Origin of the sequence: Agrococcus sp. SCSIO52902 (assembly GCF_022983135.1) — a bacterium.
In the GTDB taxonomy this organism is placed as follows: domain Bacteria; phylum Actinomycetota; class Actinomycetes; order Actinomycetales; family Microbacteriaceae; genus Agrococcus; species Agrococcus sediminis.
On the sequence record NZ_CP095269.1, the window covers coordinates 1880206 to 1897324 of the forward strand.

Annotated in this window: 18 protein-coding genes; 17 read left to right on the plus strand and 1 reads right to left on the minus strand. The window is 73.4% G+C overall.

Annotated elements, in window-relative coordinates:
• Positions 1-843: an SseB family protein gene (locus tag MU522_RS09295; RefSeq protein ID WP_246990729.1), complete on the plus strand. Its 843-nt coding sequence runs from the start codon at positions 1-3 to the stop codon at positions 841-843.
• Positions 844-855: 12 nt separating this feature from the next.
• Here MU522_RS09295 and MU522_RS09300 read toward each other — a convergent pair whose 3' ends face one another.
• Positions 856-1215: a DUF1844 domain-containing protein gene (locus tag MU522_RS09300; protein WP_246990730.1), complete on the minus strand. Its 360-nt coding sequence runs from the start codon at positions 1213-1215 to the stop codon at positions 856-858.
• Positions 1216-1436: 221 nt separating this feature from the next.
• Here MU522_RS09300 and infC point away from each other — a divergent pair, with 221 nt between their 5' ends.
• From infC to argH, 16 genes are all read left to right on the plus strand, one after another.
• On the plus strand, positions 1437-2552 hold the full coding sequence (infC, locus tag MU522_RS09305; RefSeq protein ID WP_246990731.1) for a translation initiation factor IF-3: 1116 nt from the start codon (positions 1437-1439) through the stop codon (positions 2550-2552).
• A gap of 9 nt (positions 2553-2561) precedes the next feature.
• The gene (gene rpmI, locus MU522_RS09310) at positions 2562-2756 is read left to right on the plus strand and encodes a 50S ribosomal protein L35 (RefSeq protein WP_128189995.1); all 195 of its coding nucleotides are present in this window, start codon (positions 2562-2564) and stop codon (positions 2754-2756) included.
• Positions 2757-2792: 36 nt separating this feature from the next.
• The gene (gene rplT / locus MU522_RS09315) at positions 2793-3179 is read left to right on the plus strand and encodes a 50S ribosomal protein L20 (protein WP_128189994.1); all 387 of its coding nucleotides are present in this window, start codon (positions 2793-2795) and stop codon (positions 3177-3179) included.
• 1 nt (position 3180) lies between these two features.
• Positions 3181-3993, plus strand: a complete 813-nt coding sequence (locus tag MU522_RS09320; RefSeq protein WP_246990732.1) for an RNA methyltransferase — start codon at positions 3181-3183, stop codon at positions 3991-3993.
• Between the two features lie 63 nt (positions 3994-4056).
• Positions 4057-4794: an amino acid ABC transporter ATP-binding protein gene (locus MU522_RS09325; protein ID WP_246990733.1), complete on the plus strand. Its 738-nt coding sequence runs from the start codon at positions 4057-4059 to the stop codon at positions 4792-4794.
• Between the two features lie 30 nt (positions 4795-4824).
• Positions 4825-5748, plus strand: coding sequence for a glutamate ABC transporter substrate-binding protein (locus MU522_RS09330; RefSeq protein WP_246990734.1), 924 nt, complete (start codon positions 4825-4827; stop codon positions 5746-5748).
• Positions 5749-5821: 73 nt separating this feature from the next.
• Positions 5822-6469, plus strand: a complete 648-nt coding sequence (locus MU522_RS09335; protein WP_246990735.1) for an amino acid ABC transporter permease — start codon at positions 5822-5824, stop codon at positions 6467-6469.
• Positions 6466-7377 carry an amino acid ABC transporter permease gene (locus MU522_RS09340; protein WP_246990736.1) on the plus strand — a complete coding sequence of 304 codons (912 nt, stop codon included), beginning with the start codon at positions 6466-6468 and terminating at the stop codon, positions 7375-7377. Before MU522_RS09335 ends, MU522_RS09340 begins: the two co-directional genes overlap by 4 nt.
• A 35-nt stretch (positions 7378-7412) precedes the next feature.
• Positions 7413-8459: a phenylalanine--tRNA ligase subunit alpha gene (pheS, locus tag MU522_RS09345; protein ID WP_128189988.1), complete on the plus strand. Its 1047-nt coding sequence runs from the start codon at positions 7413-7415 to the stop codon at positions 8457-8459.
• Positions 8459-10945, plus strand: a complete 2487-nt coding sequence (gene pheT / locus MU522_RS09350; RefSeq protein ID WP_246990737.1) for a phenylalanine--tRNA ligase subunit beta — start codon at positions 8459-8461, stop codon at positions 10943-10945. Before pheS ends, pheT begins: the two co-directional genes overlap by 1 nt.
• Before the next feature lie 10 nt (positions 10946-10955).
• Positions 10956-11630 (plus strand): SIMPL domain-containing protein, encoded by a 675-nt coding sequence (locus tag MU522_RS09355; RefSeq protein ID WP_246990738.1) that lies wholly within the window; start codon positions 10956-10958, stop codon positions 11628-11630.
• A gap of 9 nt (positions 11631-11639) precedes the next feature.
• Positions 11640-12686 (plus strand): N-acetyl-gamma-glutamyl-phosphate reductase, encoded by a 1047-nt coding sequence (argC, locus tag MU522_RS09360; protein ID WP_246990739.1) that lies wholly within the window; start codon positions 11640-11642, stop codon positions 12684-12686.
• Positions 12683-13855: a bifunctional glutamate N-acetyltransferase/amino-acid acetyltransferase ArgJ gene (gene argJ, locus MU522_RS09365; protein WP_246990740.1), complete on the plus strand. Its 1173-nt coding sequence runs from the start codon at positions 12683-12685 to the stop codon at positions 13853-13855. Before argC ends, argJ begins: the two co-directional genes overlap by 4 nt.
• Positions 13845-14765, plus strand: coding sequence for an acetylglutamate kinase (argB, locus tag MU522_RS09370; protein ID WP_128189983.1), 921 nt, complete (start codon positions 13845-13847; stop codon positions 14763-14765). The genes argJ and argB overlap by 11 nt, the downstream gene beginning before the upstream one ends.
• Complete coding sequence (gene argF, locus MU522_RS09375; protein WP_246990741.1) at positions 14762-15691, plus strand: ornithine carbamoyltransferase; 930 nt, start codon at positions 14762-14764, stop codon at positions 15689-15691. Before argB ends, argF begins: the two co-directional genes overlap by 4 nt.
• Positions 15688-17103 carry an argininosuccinate lyase gene (gene argH, locus MU522_RS09380; RefSeq protein WP_246990742.1) on the plus strand — a complete coding sequence of 472 codons (1416 nt, stop codon included), beginning with the start codon at positions 15688-15690 and terminating at the stop codon, positions 17101-17103. Before argF ends, argH begins: the two co-directional genes overlap by 4 nt.
• Positions 17104-17119 lie beyond the last annotated feature (16 nt).

The window sequence follows — 17119 nt, forward strand, 5'->3', positions numbered from 1 at the left end:
GTGGCCGACGGGCAGCCGCGCCGCGCGGCCGACTCGGCGGGCCGGCCGTGGGAGGGTCGCTCCTTCGACCACCACGACACGGCCTACGCGCACGACGACGGCTCCGCGCCCGCGGGCTTCGTCGACGCGGTGCGCGCGCTCGCCGACGGCAGCGGCGGCCGCTCGGCCGTCGTGGACGCGCTGCGCGGCGCGCGGCTGCTCGTGCCGCTGCTCGCGGCGGCGGGGGAGACCGGCGTCGACGAGCGGGGCCGCACCGTCGACAAGACGCAGGAGCTCTCGATCGTGACCGTCCTCGGGCCCGACGGACGGCCCATCCTGCCCATGTTCTCGTCGGTCGACGGCATGCGCGGCTGGAACGCCGCCGCCCGCCCCGTGCCGACCGGCATCGACCGCGCCGCCGCGGCCGCGCTCGACGGCCCCGGCCGCATCGTCGTCGACCCGGGGGCCGCGACCGAGCTCGTGCTCACCCGCACGATGCTCGAGGCGCTGCTGACGGATGCGCCCTGGACGTGGGGCGTCGAGGACCCGGCCGTGCAGGGGGCCGTCGTCGACGCGATGCTCGCCCAGCCCGCGGTGCAGGCCGTCGTGCTCGCGACGGGGGACCCGCGCAGCACGCTCGCGGGCGCCGATCTCGAGGTGCACGCGCTCGTCGACGCGGCGCCCGACGCCGCCGAGCAGGTGCAGCGCGCAGCGGCGGCGCTCGCCGACGCCGAGCTCGTGCGCGAGCGCATCGACAGCGTGGCCGTGCGCATGCACCGCTGGGACGGGGGCGCGGCGCGGCTGCCGCTGCGCGTGCCGGCGGTGCTCGCCGTCACGCGCGCCGAGCGGGAGGCCGCCCGCTAGGCAGCCCTCCGACTAGGAGACGGGCCCGGTGAACTTCTCGCCCGGGCCCTTGCCGGGGGCGTCGGGCATCGGGCTCGCCTCGCGGAACGCGAGCTGCACCGACCGCAGGCCGTCGCGCAGCGGTGCGGCGTGGATGCCGCCCACCTCGGGCGCGGCCGCGGTGACGAGGCCGGCGAGCGCGTTGATGAGCTTGCGCGCCTCGTCGAGGTCGAGCTGCTGCTCGGGGTCGTCGGCGAGGCCGACCTTCACCGCGGCGGCGCTCAGCAGGTGGATCGCGACGGTGTTGATCAGCTCGACCGCCGGGACGTCGGCGATGTCGCGCGCCTCGGTCAGCGCATCGTCGCGGTGGTCGTGCTCGATCGGGTCAGTCATCGCGCTCTTCTCCTGGAGGCCGGTGTCTGGTAGAGTTCTGCAGGTTTCGGGCTTCCGCCCGGAGGTGAAAGAGGAGCAATCCCACCCGCAGCCGTTCCAGGCTATCGGGTCAGCAGCACCGGGCAGCGCGTCGTGAGGCGGGCACCGCGGTGCTGAGCCACGCAGGTCGATCCCGCGCTCTGGCTCCTCGTTCGCCGTGCACCAGCACACAGCACAGCAACGTGAAGGAGCCCGCGATCAGCGATCCCCGCACCAACGAGCGCATCCGCGTCCCCGAAGTCCGACTGGTCGGCCCTGCCGGCGAGCAGGTCGGCGTCGTCCGGGTCGAGGATGCCCTTCGTCTTGCCCGTGAGGCAGACCTCGACCTCGTCGAGGTCGCGCCGAACTCGCGCCCGCCCGTCGTCAAGATCATGGACTACGGCAAGTTCAAGTACGAGCAGGCGCAGAAGGCCAAGGAGGCCCGTCGCAACCAGGCGAACACCGTCCTCAAGGAGGTCCGGTTCCGCCTGAAGATCGACGATCACGACTACGAGACGAAGCGCAAGCGTGCACAGGGGTTCCTGGAGGCGGGCGACAAGGTCAAGGCCATGATCCTCTTCCGCGGCCGCGAGCAGTCGCGCCCCGAGATGGGCGTCAAGCTGCTGCAGCGCTTCGCGGAGGACATCCAGGAGTACGGCGCGGTCGAGTCGTCGCCGACCATCGACGGTCGCAACATGGTGATGATCGTCGGCCCCATGCGCTCGAAGTCGGACGCCAAGGCCGAGCTGAACGCGACGCGCACCGCGCAGCGCAAGGCCGACCAGGAGAAGCGCCGTGCCGAGGCCGAGCGGCAGGCGGCACGCCAGGCCGAGGTCGAGGCGTCGCGCCCCGCTCGCCCGACGCTGCCCGCGGGCAGCTCGACGAACGGCGACACCGAGCTCACCCGCTCGCCGCGCCCGGCCACGTCGCGCCCGTCGACCACGTCGCGCCCGGCCGGCTCGTCGCGGCCGTCCTCCGACAGCCGCGACTCCGACGCGCGCCCGCCCCGCTCGTCCGAGCGCAGCTCGGAGCCGCGCTCCGACTCGCGCTCGTCCGAGCCGCGCAGCGACTCGCGTCCCCGCCAGGCGCCGCGCACCGTCCAGCCGACGCCCGCCCAGGCGCCCCGGCCGGCGTCCGCGCCCAAGCCCGCTGCCGCATCCGCCGCAGCCGCACCCGCTGCACCCGCAGCCGCCAAGCCCGCCGCGACGCCCGCGACGCCGAAGCCCGCGGGCAAGCCCGCAGCGCCGGGGTCCGCGAAGCCCGCTGCGCCCAAGGCCAAGCCCGCAGGCTCGCCCGCGAGCAAGCCAGCATCCGAGTAGGAGACAAGAATGCCCAAGCAGAAGACGCACTCCGGTGCGAAGAAGCGCTTCAAGATCACCGGCACCGGCAAGATCCGCAAGCAGCAGGCCGGCATGCGCCACAACCTCGAGGTGAAGTCGTCGGTCCAGACGCGCCGCCTCAACAAGGACAAGGTCGTCGCGCCCGCCGACGCCAAGATCATCAAGAAGCTGCTCGCCCGCTGACGCGCGCGACGACGAAGAGATAGAGGGAACACACTCATGGCACGTGTCAAGAGGGCGGTCAACGCCCACAAGAAGCGTCGCGTCATCCTCGAGCAGGCAGCCGGCTACCGCGGGCAGCGCTCGCGCCTGTACCGCAAGGCCAAGGAGCAGCTGCTCCACTCGCACGTCTACGCCTTCCGCGACCGCAAGGCGAAGAAGGGCGAGTTCCGCCGCCTGTGGATCCAGCGCATCAACGCCGCCGCCCGCCAGAACGGCCTCACGTACAACCGCCTGATCCAGGGCCTCGGCCTCGCGGGCATCGAGGTCGACCGCCGCATGCTGGCCGAGCTCGCCGTGCACGAGCCCGCCACCTTCACGGCGCTGGTCGAGGCCGCCAAGGCGGCCCTGCCGACCGACACGTCGGCTCCGCAGAACGCGGCCTGACATGCTCGACAGCCCCCGCGCGCCCCGCGTGCGAGAGGCTGCGAGACTCCAGCAGCGAGCAGCCCGGTCATCGACCGGGCTGTTCCTGTTGGAGGGCCCCGCGGCGCTCGACGAGGCGGTGCGCTGGCAGCCCGCGCAGCTCGTCGACGTCTTCGTCACCGACGCCGCGCGCGAGCGCCACGCCGACCTCATCGACCGCGCCGCGCAGCACGCGCCGGTGACCGCCGCCTCCGAGCGCGCGCTCGCCGCCATCGCCGACACCGTGCATCCGCAGGGCATCGTCGCGGTCGCGAAGCAGGCCCCCGTCCGGCTCGAGGACGCGATCGCGCGCGCCGCTGCCGCCGAGCACCCGCTCGTCGCGATCCTCCACGAGGTGCGCGACCCCGGCAACCTCGGCACGATCCTCCGCGCGGCCGACGCGGCCGGCGCATCCGCCGTCATCGTCACCGCCAACTCCGTCGACCCGTACGCGCCCAAGGTCGTGCGCTCGACGACCGGCTCGCTCTTCCACGTCGACATCGCCGTCGGCGCCGCCACGATCGACGCGGTCGAGGCCGCCGCCGCGGCCGGCCTCAGCGTGCTCGCCGCCGACGTCTCGGGCGAGGACCTCACCGAGCTCCGCGCCGAGGGCGTGCTCGCGCGGCCCACCGCGTGGCTGTTCGGCAACGAGGCGCGCGGTCTCGACGCCGCGACCCTCGCGCTCGCCGATCGCGCGGCCAGGCTGCCCGTCTACGGGCGCGCCGAGTCGCTCAACCTGGCCACCGCGGCATCCGTCTGCCTCTACCAGAGCGCCTTCGCGCAGCGCGACGTGTAACCGTTTCGTTTCGATCCGAACGAGCGGCCACAGCGGGGCCATAGGTCGTGCTTTGATGAGCGCATGCAGCCCCTCGTCGAGCTCGATCACGTCAACAAGCACTACGGCGACCTGCACGTGCTGAACGACATCGACGTCGCCATCCCCAAGGGCCAGGTCGTCGTCGTCATCGGCCCCTCCGGCTCCGGCAAGTCGACCTTCTGCCGCGCGATCAACCGCCTCGAGACGATCGACGACGGCGAGATCCGCATCGACGGCGTGCCGCTGCCCGCCGAGGGCAAGGAGCTCGCGCAGCTGCGTGCCGACGTCGGCATGGTCTTCCAGTCGTTCAACCTCTTCGCCCACAAGTCGATCCTCGAGAACGTGACGCTCGGCCCCATGAAGGTGCGCGGCAAGAAGCGCAAGGAAGCCGAGGAGCACGCGATGGCGCTGCTCGAGCGCGTCGGCATCGCGAACCAGGCGCACAAGATGCCGGCGCAGCTCTCGGGCGGCCAGCAGCAGCGCGTCGCGATCGCCCGCTCGCTCGCGATGGAGCCGAAGCTCATGCTCTTCGACGAGCCCACGAGCGCGCTCGATCCCGAGATGATCAACGAGGTGCTCGATGTCATGGTCGAGCTCGCGCACGGCGGCATGACGATGATCACGGTCACGCACGAGATGGGCTTCGCCCGCAAGGCGGCCGACCGCGTGCTCTTCATGGCCGACGGGCGGGTGATGGAGGACACCACTCCGGAGGAGTTCTTCTCGAACCCGCGCACCGAGCGGGCCAAGGACTTCCTGTCCAAGATCCTCAGCCACTGACCCGAACCACCCCACAGAAGGAGCAGCACCATGCGCAGCAAGCTCATGATCGGCGCGGCAGCGCTGTCGGTATTCGCGCTCACCGCCTGCGGCGGCCCCGCGGGCACGTCGTCCACCGGCGAGCCCGAGGAGCCCGGCGAGACCGGCGCCACCAGCGAGCACCCCTACGGCCTCGAGGTCGTCGAGTCGCCCGAGTTCGAGGAGGGCACCACGATGGCCGAGCTCGCCGAGGCGGGCTCCATCACGATCGGCACGAAGTTCGACCAGCCGCTGTTCGGCCTCGTCGGCCCGGACGGCGCTCCCGTCGGCTTCGACGTCGCGATCGGCTCGCTCATCGCGGCCGAGCTCGGCATCCCGTTCGAGAGCATCGAGTGGACCGAGACCGTGTCGGCGAACCGCGAGCCCTTCATCGAGCAGGGCCAGGTCGACATCGTCGTCGCGACGTACACGATCAACGACACCCGCAAGGAGATCATCGACTTCGCCGGGCCGTACTTCATGGCCGGACAGGCGCTCATGGTGCAGGCGGGCAACCCCGAGGGCATCACGGGCCCGGAGGACGTCGAGGGCCAGCCGGTGTGCTCGGTCGAGGGCTCCACGCCCGCAGCGACGATCGTCGAGGAGTACGGCGCCGAGCTCGTCGCCACCGACGTCTACTCGAACTGCCTCGACCCGCTGCGCAACGGGCAGGTCGTCGCAGTCACGACCGACAACGTGATCCTGGGCGGCTTCGTCGACCAGAACGCCGGTGAGTTCGAGCTCGTCGCCGACGGCGAGACCTTCACGGAGGAGCCGTACGGCATCGGCCTGGCGAAGGGCGACGACGAGTTCCGCGCCTTCATCAACGACACGCTGGAGGCCGCCTTCGAGGACGGCCGCTACGAGTCGCTCTGGGAGCAGACGGCGGGCGCAGTGCTCCCGACGCCCGAGCCCCCGGCCGTCGACCGGTACTGATACCCGGCCGAACCGACCCTGACGGGCGGGGCCCGCGACGCGGGCCCCGCCTCGTCGAGACTGACGGAGACGCATGGAAGCCCTGCTCTCGAACGGACCGCTGTGGTGGGACGGCATGCGCAGCACGCTGCTGCTCGTGCTCGTGACCACCGCCATCGGCCTGCCCGCCGGCGCCATCATCGCCGGCATGCGCGTGTCGCCTGTGGCGGCGCTGCGCGTGGCGGCGGCGGTCTACACCGAGCTCGCGCGCAACACCCCGCTGACGCTGGTGTTCTTCTTCGTGTTCTTCGTGCTGCCGCGCGTGGGCGTGACGCTCGACTTCTTCCTCTCCGGCGTCATCGCGCTCGCGTTCTACACGACCGCGTTCTTCGCCGAGGCGGTGCGCAGCGGCATCAACTCCGTCGCCTTCGGGCAGGCGGAGGCCGCGCGCTCCATCGGCCTCGGCTTCCGGCAGACCATGACCGAGGTCGTGCTGCCGCAGGCCATCCGCTCCGTCGTCCCGCCGATCATCAACGTGATCATCGCGCTCACGAAGAACACCTCGGTCGCGATGGGCTTCTTCATCTTCGTGCTCACCTCGGTCGCGCAGCGCCTGTCGAACACCAACGGCGACCAGACCCTCGAGATCTTCCTCGGCATCGCCCTGAGCTACCTGCTCATCACCGTGCCGCTCGGGCAGCTCGCCGACTGGCTCGAGCGCAAGTGGAGGGTGGTCCGATGAGCGCCAGCGTCCTGTACGACGAGCCCGGCCCGAAGGCGCGGCGCTTCTCCCGCATGCTCTCGGTCGTCTTCGCGGTCGTGTTCGCCGCGGTCATCGGCTGGGCGGTCTACCAGCTGTGGCTCGGCGGCACCTTCTACGCCGACCGCTGGGACATCTTCCTCGAGCCGGCCTACTGGACGGGCGCTCGCGGCCTGCTCTTCGGCCTCCAGACCACCCTCATCACCGCGGCGATCGCCTCGGTCGGGGCGATCGCGCTCGGCCTCGTCTTCGCCGTCGGCCGCAGCGCCCGCAGCCGTTGGGTGCGCATCCCCGTCACGATCGTGCTCGAGTTCTTCCGCGGCATGCCGGTGCTGCTGATGATCCTCTTCGTGCTGCTGGCCATGCGGATGGGCCCGATGATCTCCGTCATCATCGCGCTCATCGTCTACAACGGCGCGATCATCGGCGAGGCGATCCGCACAGGCGTCGCGGCCCTGCCCAAGGGCCAGCGCGAGAGCGGGCTGGCGATCGGGCTGAGCCCGCTGCGCACGCTCGCGCTCATCGAGCTGCCGCAGGCGATCCGCATCATGCTGCCGGTCATCATCGCCCAGCTCGTGGTGCTGCTGAAGGACACGGCGCTCGGCTACATCGTCTCGAGCCCCGAGCTCATCACCATCGGCCGCGACCTGGCGGAGTTCTACGGCGCGGGACAGTACGCGCTGTCGACCACGTTCGTGCTGCTGGCGATCTACCTGGCGCTCAACCTCTCGCTCACCTGGCTCGCGCACCGCACCGCCGCGTGGGCGTCGCGGCCGCGCACGAAGGGCAAGCGCCCGGACGGCACGCCGACCACGAGCATCCCCGTCTCGACGCGGGCCATCCGGCAGCAGCGGCAGCAGCCGGACCAGGATCCGACCGACCTCACCTGAGCAGGCGGGCCCGCCCCGCTCGATAGGATCGTCGGGTGCCAACCCCTGACGAGAACGCCGACCTCGGCGCGCGCGTCGACGCCGCGGTGGCCGCGGCGCTCGCCGCGATCGAGGCCGCGCAGACGACCGCCGACCTGCAGGCGGCGAAGGCCGCCCACAACGGGCAGGGCTCCGAGCTCGCCGGCCTCAACGCGAGCCTGCGCGACATCGCGCCCGAGCAGCGCAAGGCCGCCGGCCAGACGATCGGCGCCGGTCGCGGCCGCGTCGCCGAGGCGATCGCCGCCCGCCAGCAGGAGCTCGCGGCGGCCGAGGAGGCCGCCCAGCTCGAGGCCGAGCGCGTCGACGTCACCGCGCTGCCGCGCATCCGCACCGCCGGCGGCCGCCACCCGCTGACGATGCTCATGGACGAGATGAGCGACGTCTTCGTCGGCATGGGCTGGGAGGTCGCGGAGGGCCCCGAGCTCGAGCACGAGTGGTACAACTTCGACGCGCTCAACGTCGACCCCGACCACCCCGCGCGCAGCGAGTCCGACACCTTCTACGTCGCGCCCGCGGACCGCCACATGGTGCTGCGCACCCAGACGAGCCCCGTGCAGGCGCGCTCGCTGCTCACGCGCGAGCTGCCGGTCTACATCGTCGCGCCCGGCCGCGTCTACCGCACCGACGACATCGACGCCACGCACCTGCCGGTCTTCACGCAGATGGAGGGCCTCGCCGTCGACAAGGGCATCACGATGGCCAACCTGCGCGGCACGCTCGAGCACCTCGCGCGCATCATGTTCGGCGACGAGGCGAGGATCCGCCTCCGCCCCAACTACTTCCCCTTCACCGAGCCGAGCGCCGAGATGGACGTCTGGCACCCCGGCATGCGCGGCGGCCCACGCTGGGTCGAGTGGGGCGGCTGCGGCATGGTCAACCCCAACGTGCTGCGCGCGGCGGGCGTCGACCCCGAGGTCTACTCGGGCTTCGCGTTCGGCATGGGCGTCGAGCGCACCCTCCAGTTCCGGTACCAGCTCGACGACATGCGCGACATGATCGAGGGCGATGTGCGCTTCACCGAGCAGTTCGGGATGGTGATCTGATGAGGATCCCGCTGTCATGGCTGCGCGAGCACGTCGACGTGCCCGCCGACGACGCCGCCGACTGGCTGCACGCGACGCTCGTGCGCGTCGGCTTCGAGGAGGAGACGGTGCACGGCGGCGAGCTGCGCGGCCCGATCGTCGTCGGCCGCGTGCTCTCGTTCGTCGAGGAGCCGCAGAAGAACGGCAAGACGATCCGCTACGCGCAGGTCGACGTCGGCGAGGCCAACGGCGGCGTGCGCGGCATCGTCTGCGGCGCGCTCAACTTCGTCGAGGGCGACCGCGTCGTCGTGACGCTGCCCGGCGCGGCGCTCCCGGGCGGCTTCGAGATCGCCGCGCGCAAGACCTACGGCCACGTCTCCGACGGCATGATCGCCTCCGAGCGCGAGCTCGGCCTCGGCGACGACCACGACGGCATCATGCGCCTCGACCCGCTCGGCATCCCGGGCGAGGTCGGTGCGGATGCGCTGGCGCTGCTGGGCCTGGACGACCAGGCGGTCGAGATCAACGTGACGCCCGACCGCGGGTACGCGCTCTCCATCCGCGGAATCGCCCGCGAGGTGGCGTCCGCCACGGGGCAGGCGTTCGTCGACCCCGCCGACACCGCGCGCGCCGCGGTCGACGCGGGCCCCGCAACCGGCTTCCCGCTCGAGCTGCGCGACGACAAGCCCATCCGCGGCCGCGCCGGCTGCACCCGCTTCGTGGTGCGCGTGGTGCGCGGCATCGACCCGACGCGCGCGACGCCGTCGTGGATGGCCTCGCGGCTGCGGCTCGCGGGCATCCGCTCCATCTCGCTGCCGGTCGACATCACCAACTACGTGATGCTCGAGCTCGGGCAGCCGATCCACGGCTACGACCTCGCGAAGCTCCGCGGCGGCATCGTGGTGCGCCGCGCGCAGCCCGGGGAGCGGCTCACGACGCTCGACGACGTCGACCGCGCGCTCAGCCCCGAGGACCTCCTCATCACCGACGACCGCGGCGCGATCGGCCTCGCGGGCGTCATGGGCGGCGCCGAGACCGAGATCGACGCGACGACGACCGATGTCCTCATCGAGTCGGCAACCTTCGACGGCGTCACGATCGGGCGCTCGGCACGCCGGCACAAGCTGTTCTCCGAGGCGTCGAAGCGCTACGAGCGCGGCGTCGACCCGGCGGTGGCCGACGCGGCAGCCGCCCGCGTGGCCCAGCTGCTCGTCGACCTGGCCGGCGGCACGATCGACGCCCTCGGCGCCGACCAGGGCGAGGTGCCCGTGATGCGGCCGATCACGATCGGCGTCGGCTTCTGGAACGCGCTGCTCGGCACCGACTACCGCGTCGAGGAGGCGCGCGGTGCGCTCGAGCGCATCGGCGCCGTCGTCGTCGAGCAGGGCGCGGACGCGTGGACGGTCACGCCGCCCACGTGGCGCCGCGACCTCGTCGACCGCGAGGGCCTCGTCGAGGAGATCGCGCGCATCGTCGGCTTCGACCGCATCCCCTCCGTCCTGCCGGTCGCGCCGCCCGGGCGCGGCTACACGCGGCCGCAGCGCCTGCGACGGCGCGTCGCCGACGCGCTCGCCTCTGCCGGCCTGACCGAGGTGCTCGTCGCGCCCTTCGCCACCGAGCGCCAGGCGCGCATGACGGGCCCCGAGCCCGTGCGGCTCGAGAACCCGCTCGACGGCGAGCGCCCGTGGCTGCGCACCGCGCTGCTGCCGGGCATGCTCGACACCGCGCACCGCAACCTCGGCCGCGGCCTCACCGACCTCGCGCTGTTCGAGCTCGGCCGCGTGTTCGTCGCGGTCGACGGCCAGGGCACCGACGAGCTGCCGGCCGCCGACGCGCGCCCCGCCGACGACGTGCTCGCCGCGCTCGACGCGCTGCCCGCGCAGCCCGACCACGCGGCGGTGCTGCTGGTGGGCGAGCGGGTGCGCAAGCAGCCCGGCACTGCGCCGGCGCGCTACGGGATCGCCGACGCGATCGAGGCCGCGGAGCGCGTCGCGCGCACGCTCGGGCTCGAGCTCGACGTGCGCCAGGGGCAGCGGGAGTGGCTGCACCCGGGGCGCACCGCCGAGCTGCTCGTCGGCGACGAGGTCGTCGGCGTGGCCGGCGAGCTGCTGCCGCAGGTGGCGGCCGACGCCGACCTCCCGCGGGTGGTGGCGGTCGCCGAGCTCGATCTGACCGCGATGATCGCCCGCGCCCGCGTCGGGCTCGACACCGCGCGCATCGCGCCGGTGCCGGCGGCCACGCAGGACCTCTCGCTCGTGGTGCCCATCGGCGTGCCGGCGGGCGAGGTGCAGCGGGCGGTGCGCGATGGCGCGGGCACGCTCCTCGAGCACATCGCGCTCGTCGACGACTACCGCGGGCAGGGCCTCGGCGAGGGCGAGAAGTCGCTCACGTTCGCCCTCCGCTTCCGGGCGCCCGACCGCACGCTGACCGCGGCCGAGGCATCCGAGGCGAAGCTCGCGGGGCTGCGGGTCGCGACCGACCGGCACGGGGCGAGGCTGCGCGAGTAGCATCGCGGCCATGGTCGAGATCCTGGTCACCGGAGAGGCCGTCGAGCGAGCCGCCGCCGAGCGGGCGACCGTCACGGTGCAGTCGCGGTGGCAGGCGGATGCGCCGGAGGCGGCGATGACGCTCGTCGCGAAGGCGCACAGCCGGGTGAGCGCCGAGGCGCGCGCCTTCGCGGAGTCGGGGGCCGTCGACACCTGGCACGCCGACCGCGTGTGGGTCTCGCACCACCGCGAGTGGGTGGGGGAGGGCCAGCCGCAGCGGCTGGTCTTCACGGCTTCGGCCTCCGTCACCGCGACGTTCGTCGACGTCGAGGCGCTCGGCACCTGGATCGGCGAGCTGGGCGCCGAGCAGGTGCACGAGGTGGGCGGCATCGCCTGGTCGCTCGCCGAGGGCACCGAGCGCGAGCTCGCGAGCCGCGCCCGCTCGCGCGCGATCGCCGACGCGGTGGCGCGCGCGGCCGACTACGCCGAGGCCGCGGGCCTCGGCGCGCCGGTCGTGCGCAGCATCCGGGAGCCCGGGGTCGAGCCGCCCCGCCCGCTGCTCGCCAAGCGGCAGCGCGGCGTCGAGTCGATGGTGCTCGGCGCGGCCGACGCGGGCGGCGCGGTCGAGCTCGCGGCGGGCGACATCGAGGTGCAGGCGCTCGTCGAGGTGGGCTTCTCGGCGGAAGCCGCATCGCGCGGCGACTAGCCTGGAGGCATGAGCCTCTCCGTCGCCGTCGCAGGGGCGAGCGGGTACGCAGGGGGAGAGCTGCTGCGGCTGCTCGCCCACCACCCCGAGCTGGAGGTGCGCACCGTCACCGCGCACGCCAACGCCGGGCAGCCCCTCGTCGCCGTGCACCCCAACCTCCGCTCCTTCGCCTCGCTGACCTTCCAGGAGACGACCGCCGAGGTGCTCGCCGGCCACGACGTCGTCTTCCTCGCGCTGCCGCACGGGCACTCGGGCGGCATCGCCGCGCAGCTGCCCGAGTCGACGCTCGTCGTCGACGCCGGTGCCGACCACCGGCTCGAGCGCGCCGACGACTGGCAGGCGTTCTACGGCACCGAGCACGCGGGCACCTGGCCCTACGGGATGCCCGAGCTGATCCTCGCCGACGGCGGCCGCCAGCGCCGCGAGCTGCGGGCGGCGCGCCGCATCGCGGTGCCCGGCTGCAACGCGACCGCGGTCACGCTCGCCGCCGCCCCCGGCATCGCTGCGGGCCTCATCGACGCGACCGCGCTCACCTCCGTGCTGGCCGTAGGCTCCTCGGGCGCCGGCCGTGCCGCGAAGACGCAGCTGCTCGCGGCCGAGCTCACCGGCAGCGCCACGCCGTACGGCGTCGGCGGCAGTCATCGGCACCTGCCCGAGATCGCGCAGAACCTGCGCGCGGTCGGCGCGGCCGAGGTGCGCCACTCCTTCACGCCGGTGCTCGTGCCCATGACCCGCGGCATCCTCGCGACCGTCACCGCGCCGCTCATCGGCGAGGCGACGCCCGAGCAGGTGCGCAGCGCCTGGCTCACCGCCTACGGCGACGAGCGGTTCATCCACGTGCTGCCGACGGGCGAGTACCCGCGCACGGCCGACGTGCTCGGCTCCAACTCGGTGCACATCGGCGTCGGCCTCGACGAGGCGGCGTGCCGCGTCGTCATGATCGCCGCGATCGACAACCTCGGCAAGGGCACGGCGGGCGCGGCCGTGCAGTCGGCGAACATCGCGCTCGGCTTCGACGAGCAGCTCGGCCTCCCCGTCGACGGGGTCGCCCCGTGAGCGTGACGGCGGCGGCCGGCTTCCGCGCGGCCGGCGTCGCCGCAGGCGTCAAGGCGTCCGGCGGGCTCGACGTCGCGATGGTCGTGAACGACGGCCCGCTCTCGGCCGCGGCGGGCGTCTTCACGTCCAACCGCGCGAAGGCCAACCCGGTGCTGTGGAGCGAGCAGGCGCTCGCGGGCGGCAGCGCCCGCGCGGTCGTGCTCAACTCCGGCGGCGCCAACTGCTTCACCGGCGCATTCGGCTTCCAGACGACCCACCAGACCGCCGAGCGTGCCGCCGAGCGCCTCGGCATCGGCGCGATCGACGTGCAGGTGTGCTCGACCGGCCTCATCGGCGTCGGCGACGAGTCGTTCCGCGCGGCCGTGCTGCGCGGCGTCGACCTGGCGGCGGATGCGCTGGCCGGCGCGGGCGGGGACGCCGCGACCGGGCTGACCGCCGCCCAGGCCATCATGACCACCGACTCGGTGCCGAAGCAGGCGGTCGCGCGCGGCGACGGCTTCACCGTCGGCGGCATGGCGAAGGGCGCGGGCATGCTCGCGCCGGGCCTCGCCACGATGCTCGTCGTGCTGACCACCGACGCCGCGTGCACCTCCGACGTGCTCGACCGGGCGCTGCGCGCCGCGACCCGCGTCACCTTCGACCGACTCGACTCCGACGGCTGCATGTCGACGAATGACACCGTGCTGCTGCTCGCGAGCGGGGCCTCGGGCGTCGAGCCCGACGAGGCCGCTCTGACGGCGGCGGTCACTGCGGTCTGCGACGACCTCGCCCGGCAGCTGCAGGAGGACGCCGAGGGCGCGAGCCACGACATCGCGATCGAGGTGCGGCATGCCGCGACCGAGGACGAGGCGGTCGTGGTCGCGCGCTCGGTCGCGCGCTCCAACCTCTTCAAGGCGGCGATCTTCGGCAACGACCCGAACTGGGGCCGCGTGCTCGCGGCGATCGGCACGACGGATGCGTCCTTCGACCCGTACGCGGTCGACGTGCACTTCAACGGGGTGCGCGTCTGCCACGCCGGCGAGCCCGACCGCCCGCGCGACGAGGTGGACCTGACGCCGCGGGCGACGGCGATCGTGATCGACCTGTTCGCGGGCGAGGCGACCGCGACCATCCGCACCAACGACCTCACCCACGAGTACGTGCACGAGAACTCCGCATATGCCAGCTAGGGACGCGGCGCTGCTGGCGCAGAAGGCCGAGACGCTCATCGAGTCGCTGCCGTGGCTCGAGCGCTACCGCGGCGCGACGATGGTCGTGAAGTACGGCGGCAACGCGATGGTCTCGGCCGAGCTGCAGCGCGCCTTCGCCGAGGACATGGTGTACCTGCGCCACGTCGGCATCCGACCGGTCGTCGTGCACGGCGGCGGGCCGCAGATCAGCGAGGCGCTGCGCATCCACGGCATCGAGAGCGAGTTCCGCGGCGGCTACCGCGTCACGAGCCCCGCGGCGATGGACGTGGTGCGGATGGTGCTCACCGGTCAGGTGGCGCGCACGCTCGTGTCGCTCATCAACGCGCACGGCCCGCTCGCCGCGAGCATGTCCGGCGAGGACGCGGGGCTCTTCACGGGCCGCCGTCGCGGGACGGTCGTCGACGGCGAGGAGGTCGACCTCGGCCAGGTCGGCGACGTCGTCGCGGTCGACCCGGCGCCCGTCCAGCGGCTCGTCGAGGCGGGCCTCATCCCGGTGGTGTCGTCGATCGCGCCCGACGGCGACCGCCCGGGGGAGTCGCTCAACGTGAACGCCGACGCCGCCGCGGCGGCGCTCGCAGCTGCGCTCGGCGCGCAGAAGCTCGTCATCCTCACCGACGTCGAGGGCCTCTACCGCGACTGGCCCGACCGCGGCTCCCTCATCAGCGAGCTCACCGACCGCGAGCTCGAGGCGCTGCTGCCGTCGCTCGAGTCGGGCATGATCCCCAAGATGCAGGCGTGCCTCGACGCGGTGCGGGGAGGCGTGCCGAAGGCCGCCATCATCGACGGCCGCGCGCCCCACTCCATCCTCACCGAGATCTTCACGAGCGCCGGCTCGGGCACCGAGGTCGTGCCCGCCGACGCGCCGACCCAGGGCAAGGAGCCTGCATGACCCGCCACTTCCTCCGCGACGACGACCTGAGCCCCGCCGAGCAGCGCGAGGTGCTCGAGCGCGCGGCTCGCATGAAGGCCGACCGCTTCGCGGAGCGGCCGCTCGAGGGCCCTCGTTCGGTGGCGGTCATCTTCGACAAGTCGTCGACCCGCACCCGCGTCTCGTTCCACGTCGGCATCTCCGACCTCGGCGGGTCGCCGCTCATCATCTCGACCGCGTCGAGCCAGCTCGGCGGCAAGGAGACGGCGGCCGACACCGCGCGCGTGCTCGAGCGCCAGGTGGCCGCGATCGTGTGGCGCACGTACGCGCAGGCGGGGCTCGAGGAGATGGCCGAGGGCACGACGGTGCCGGTCGTCAACGCGCTCTCCGACGACTTCCACCCCTGCCAGCTGCTCGCCGACCTGCTCACGATCCGCGAGCACAAGGGCGAGCTCGCCGGGCTCACCGTCGCGTTCGTCGGCGACGGCCGCTCGAACATGGCGCAGTCGTACCTGCTGGCGTGCGCGACCGCCGGCATGCACGTGCGCGTCGGCGCGCCGGCCGAGTACGCGCCGGATGCGCGGGTCGTCGCCGATGCCCAGCGCATCGCGAGCGGCACCGGCGGCAGCGCGTCGCTCACGACCAGCGCGTCCGAGGCCGTCGCGGGCGCCGACGTCGTCGTCACCGACACCTGGGTGTCGATGGGCAAGGAGGACGAGAAGGCCGAGCGGGTCGCGACCTTCGGCGGATTCAAGGTCGACGCGGCGCTCATGGCGCAGGCGAAGCCCGACGCGGTCTTCATGCACTGCCTGCCCGCCGACCGCGGCTTCGAGGTGACCGCCGACGTCATCGACGGACCGCAGTCGATCATCTGGGACGAGGCGGAGAACCGCCTGCACGCGCAGAAGGCGCTGCTGGCCTGGCTGCTCGAGCGGAGCGCGGCATGAGCGACCAGCACGGCACGAACGAGGGCTCCCTCTGGGGCGGCAGGTTCGCCGCGGGGCCGAGCCCCGAGATGGCACGGCTGTCGAAGTCGACGCAGTTCGACTGGCGGCTCGCGCAGCTCGACATCCGCGGCTCCAAGGCCCACGCGACCGCGCTGCACGCGGCCGGCCTGCTCTCGGACGACGAGCTGGCCGGCATGCGCGCCGCCCTCGACGAGCTCGCCGAGCGCGTGCGCACGGGGGCGTTCGTCGCCGCCGAGTCCGACGAGGACGTGCACGGCGCGCTCGAGCGCGGCCTGATCGAGGTGGCGGGCGCAGAGCTCGGCGGGCGGCTGCGCGCCGGGCGCTCCCGCAACGACCAGATCGCGACGCTCGTGCGGGTGTGGATGCTCGAGGAGAGCGTCGAGGTCGAGCGCGGCATCCGCGCGGTGATCGAGGCCCTGCGCCTGCAGGCCGACGCGCATCCGCACGCCCCGATGCCCGGGCGCACGCACCTGCAGCACGCGCAGCCGGTGCTGCTCGCGCACCACCTGCTCGCCCACGCGTGGCCGCTCGTGCGCGACCTCGAGCGGCTCGCCGACTGGCGCGTGCGGGCGAGCGAGTCGCCCTACGGCTCGGGCGCGCTCGCCGGATCGACCCTCGGGCTCGACCCCGCGCTCGTGGCGCACGAGCTGGGGCTCGCGGCCCCGAGCCCGAACTCCATCGACGCGACCGCGGCGCGCGACGTCGTCGCCGAGCTCACCTTCGTGCTCACGATGACGGCGATCGACCTCTCGCGGCTCGCCGAGGAGGTCATCTTCTGGACCACGCGCGACGTCGGCTTCGCGCGCCTCCACGACGGCTTCTCGACGGGGTCGTCGATCATGCCGCAGAAGAAGAACCCCGACATCGCCGAGCTCGCCCGCGGCAAGGCCGGCCGGCTCATCGGCGACCACGCGGGCCTGCTCGCGACGCTCAAGGCGCTGCCGCTGGCCTACAACCGCGACCTGCAGGAGGACAAGGAGCCGGTCTTCGACGCGGTCGACCAGCTGCAGGTGCTGCTGCCGGCCTTCGCCGGCATGGTCGCGACCCTCGCGTTCGACGAGGAGCGGATGCGCGCGGGCGCGGCGGCGGGATACGCGCTCGCGACCGACGTGGCCGAGTGGCTCGTGCGGCGCCGCGTGCCGTTCCGGGAGGCGCACGAGATCGCGGGCAGCCTCGTGCGGCTGTGCGAGGAGCGCGGGATCGAGCTCGACGAGGCGACCGACGACGACTACCGCTCGGTGTCCGAGCACTTGCTGCCCGAGGTGCGCGAGGTGCTCACCGTCGACGGGGCGATCGCCGCGCGCGACGGCGTCGGCGGCACGGCGCGGTCGGCCGTCGATGTGCAGCTCGCCACGCTCGACGCGCGCCTCGCGCGCCTCGCCGAGCGCTGACGTTCGATAGGTTCGA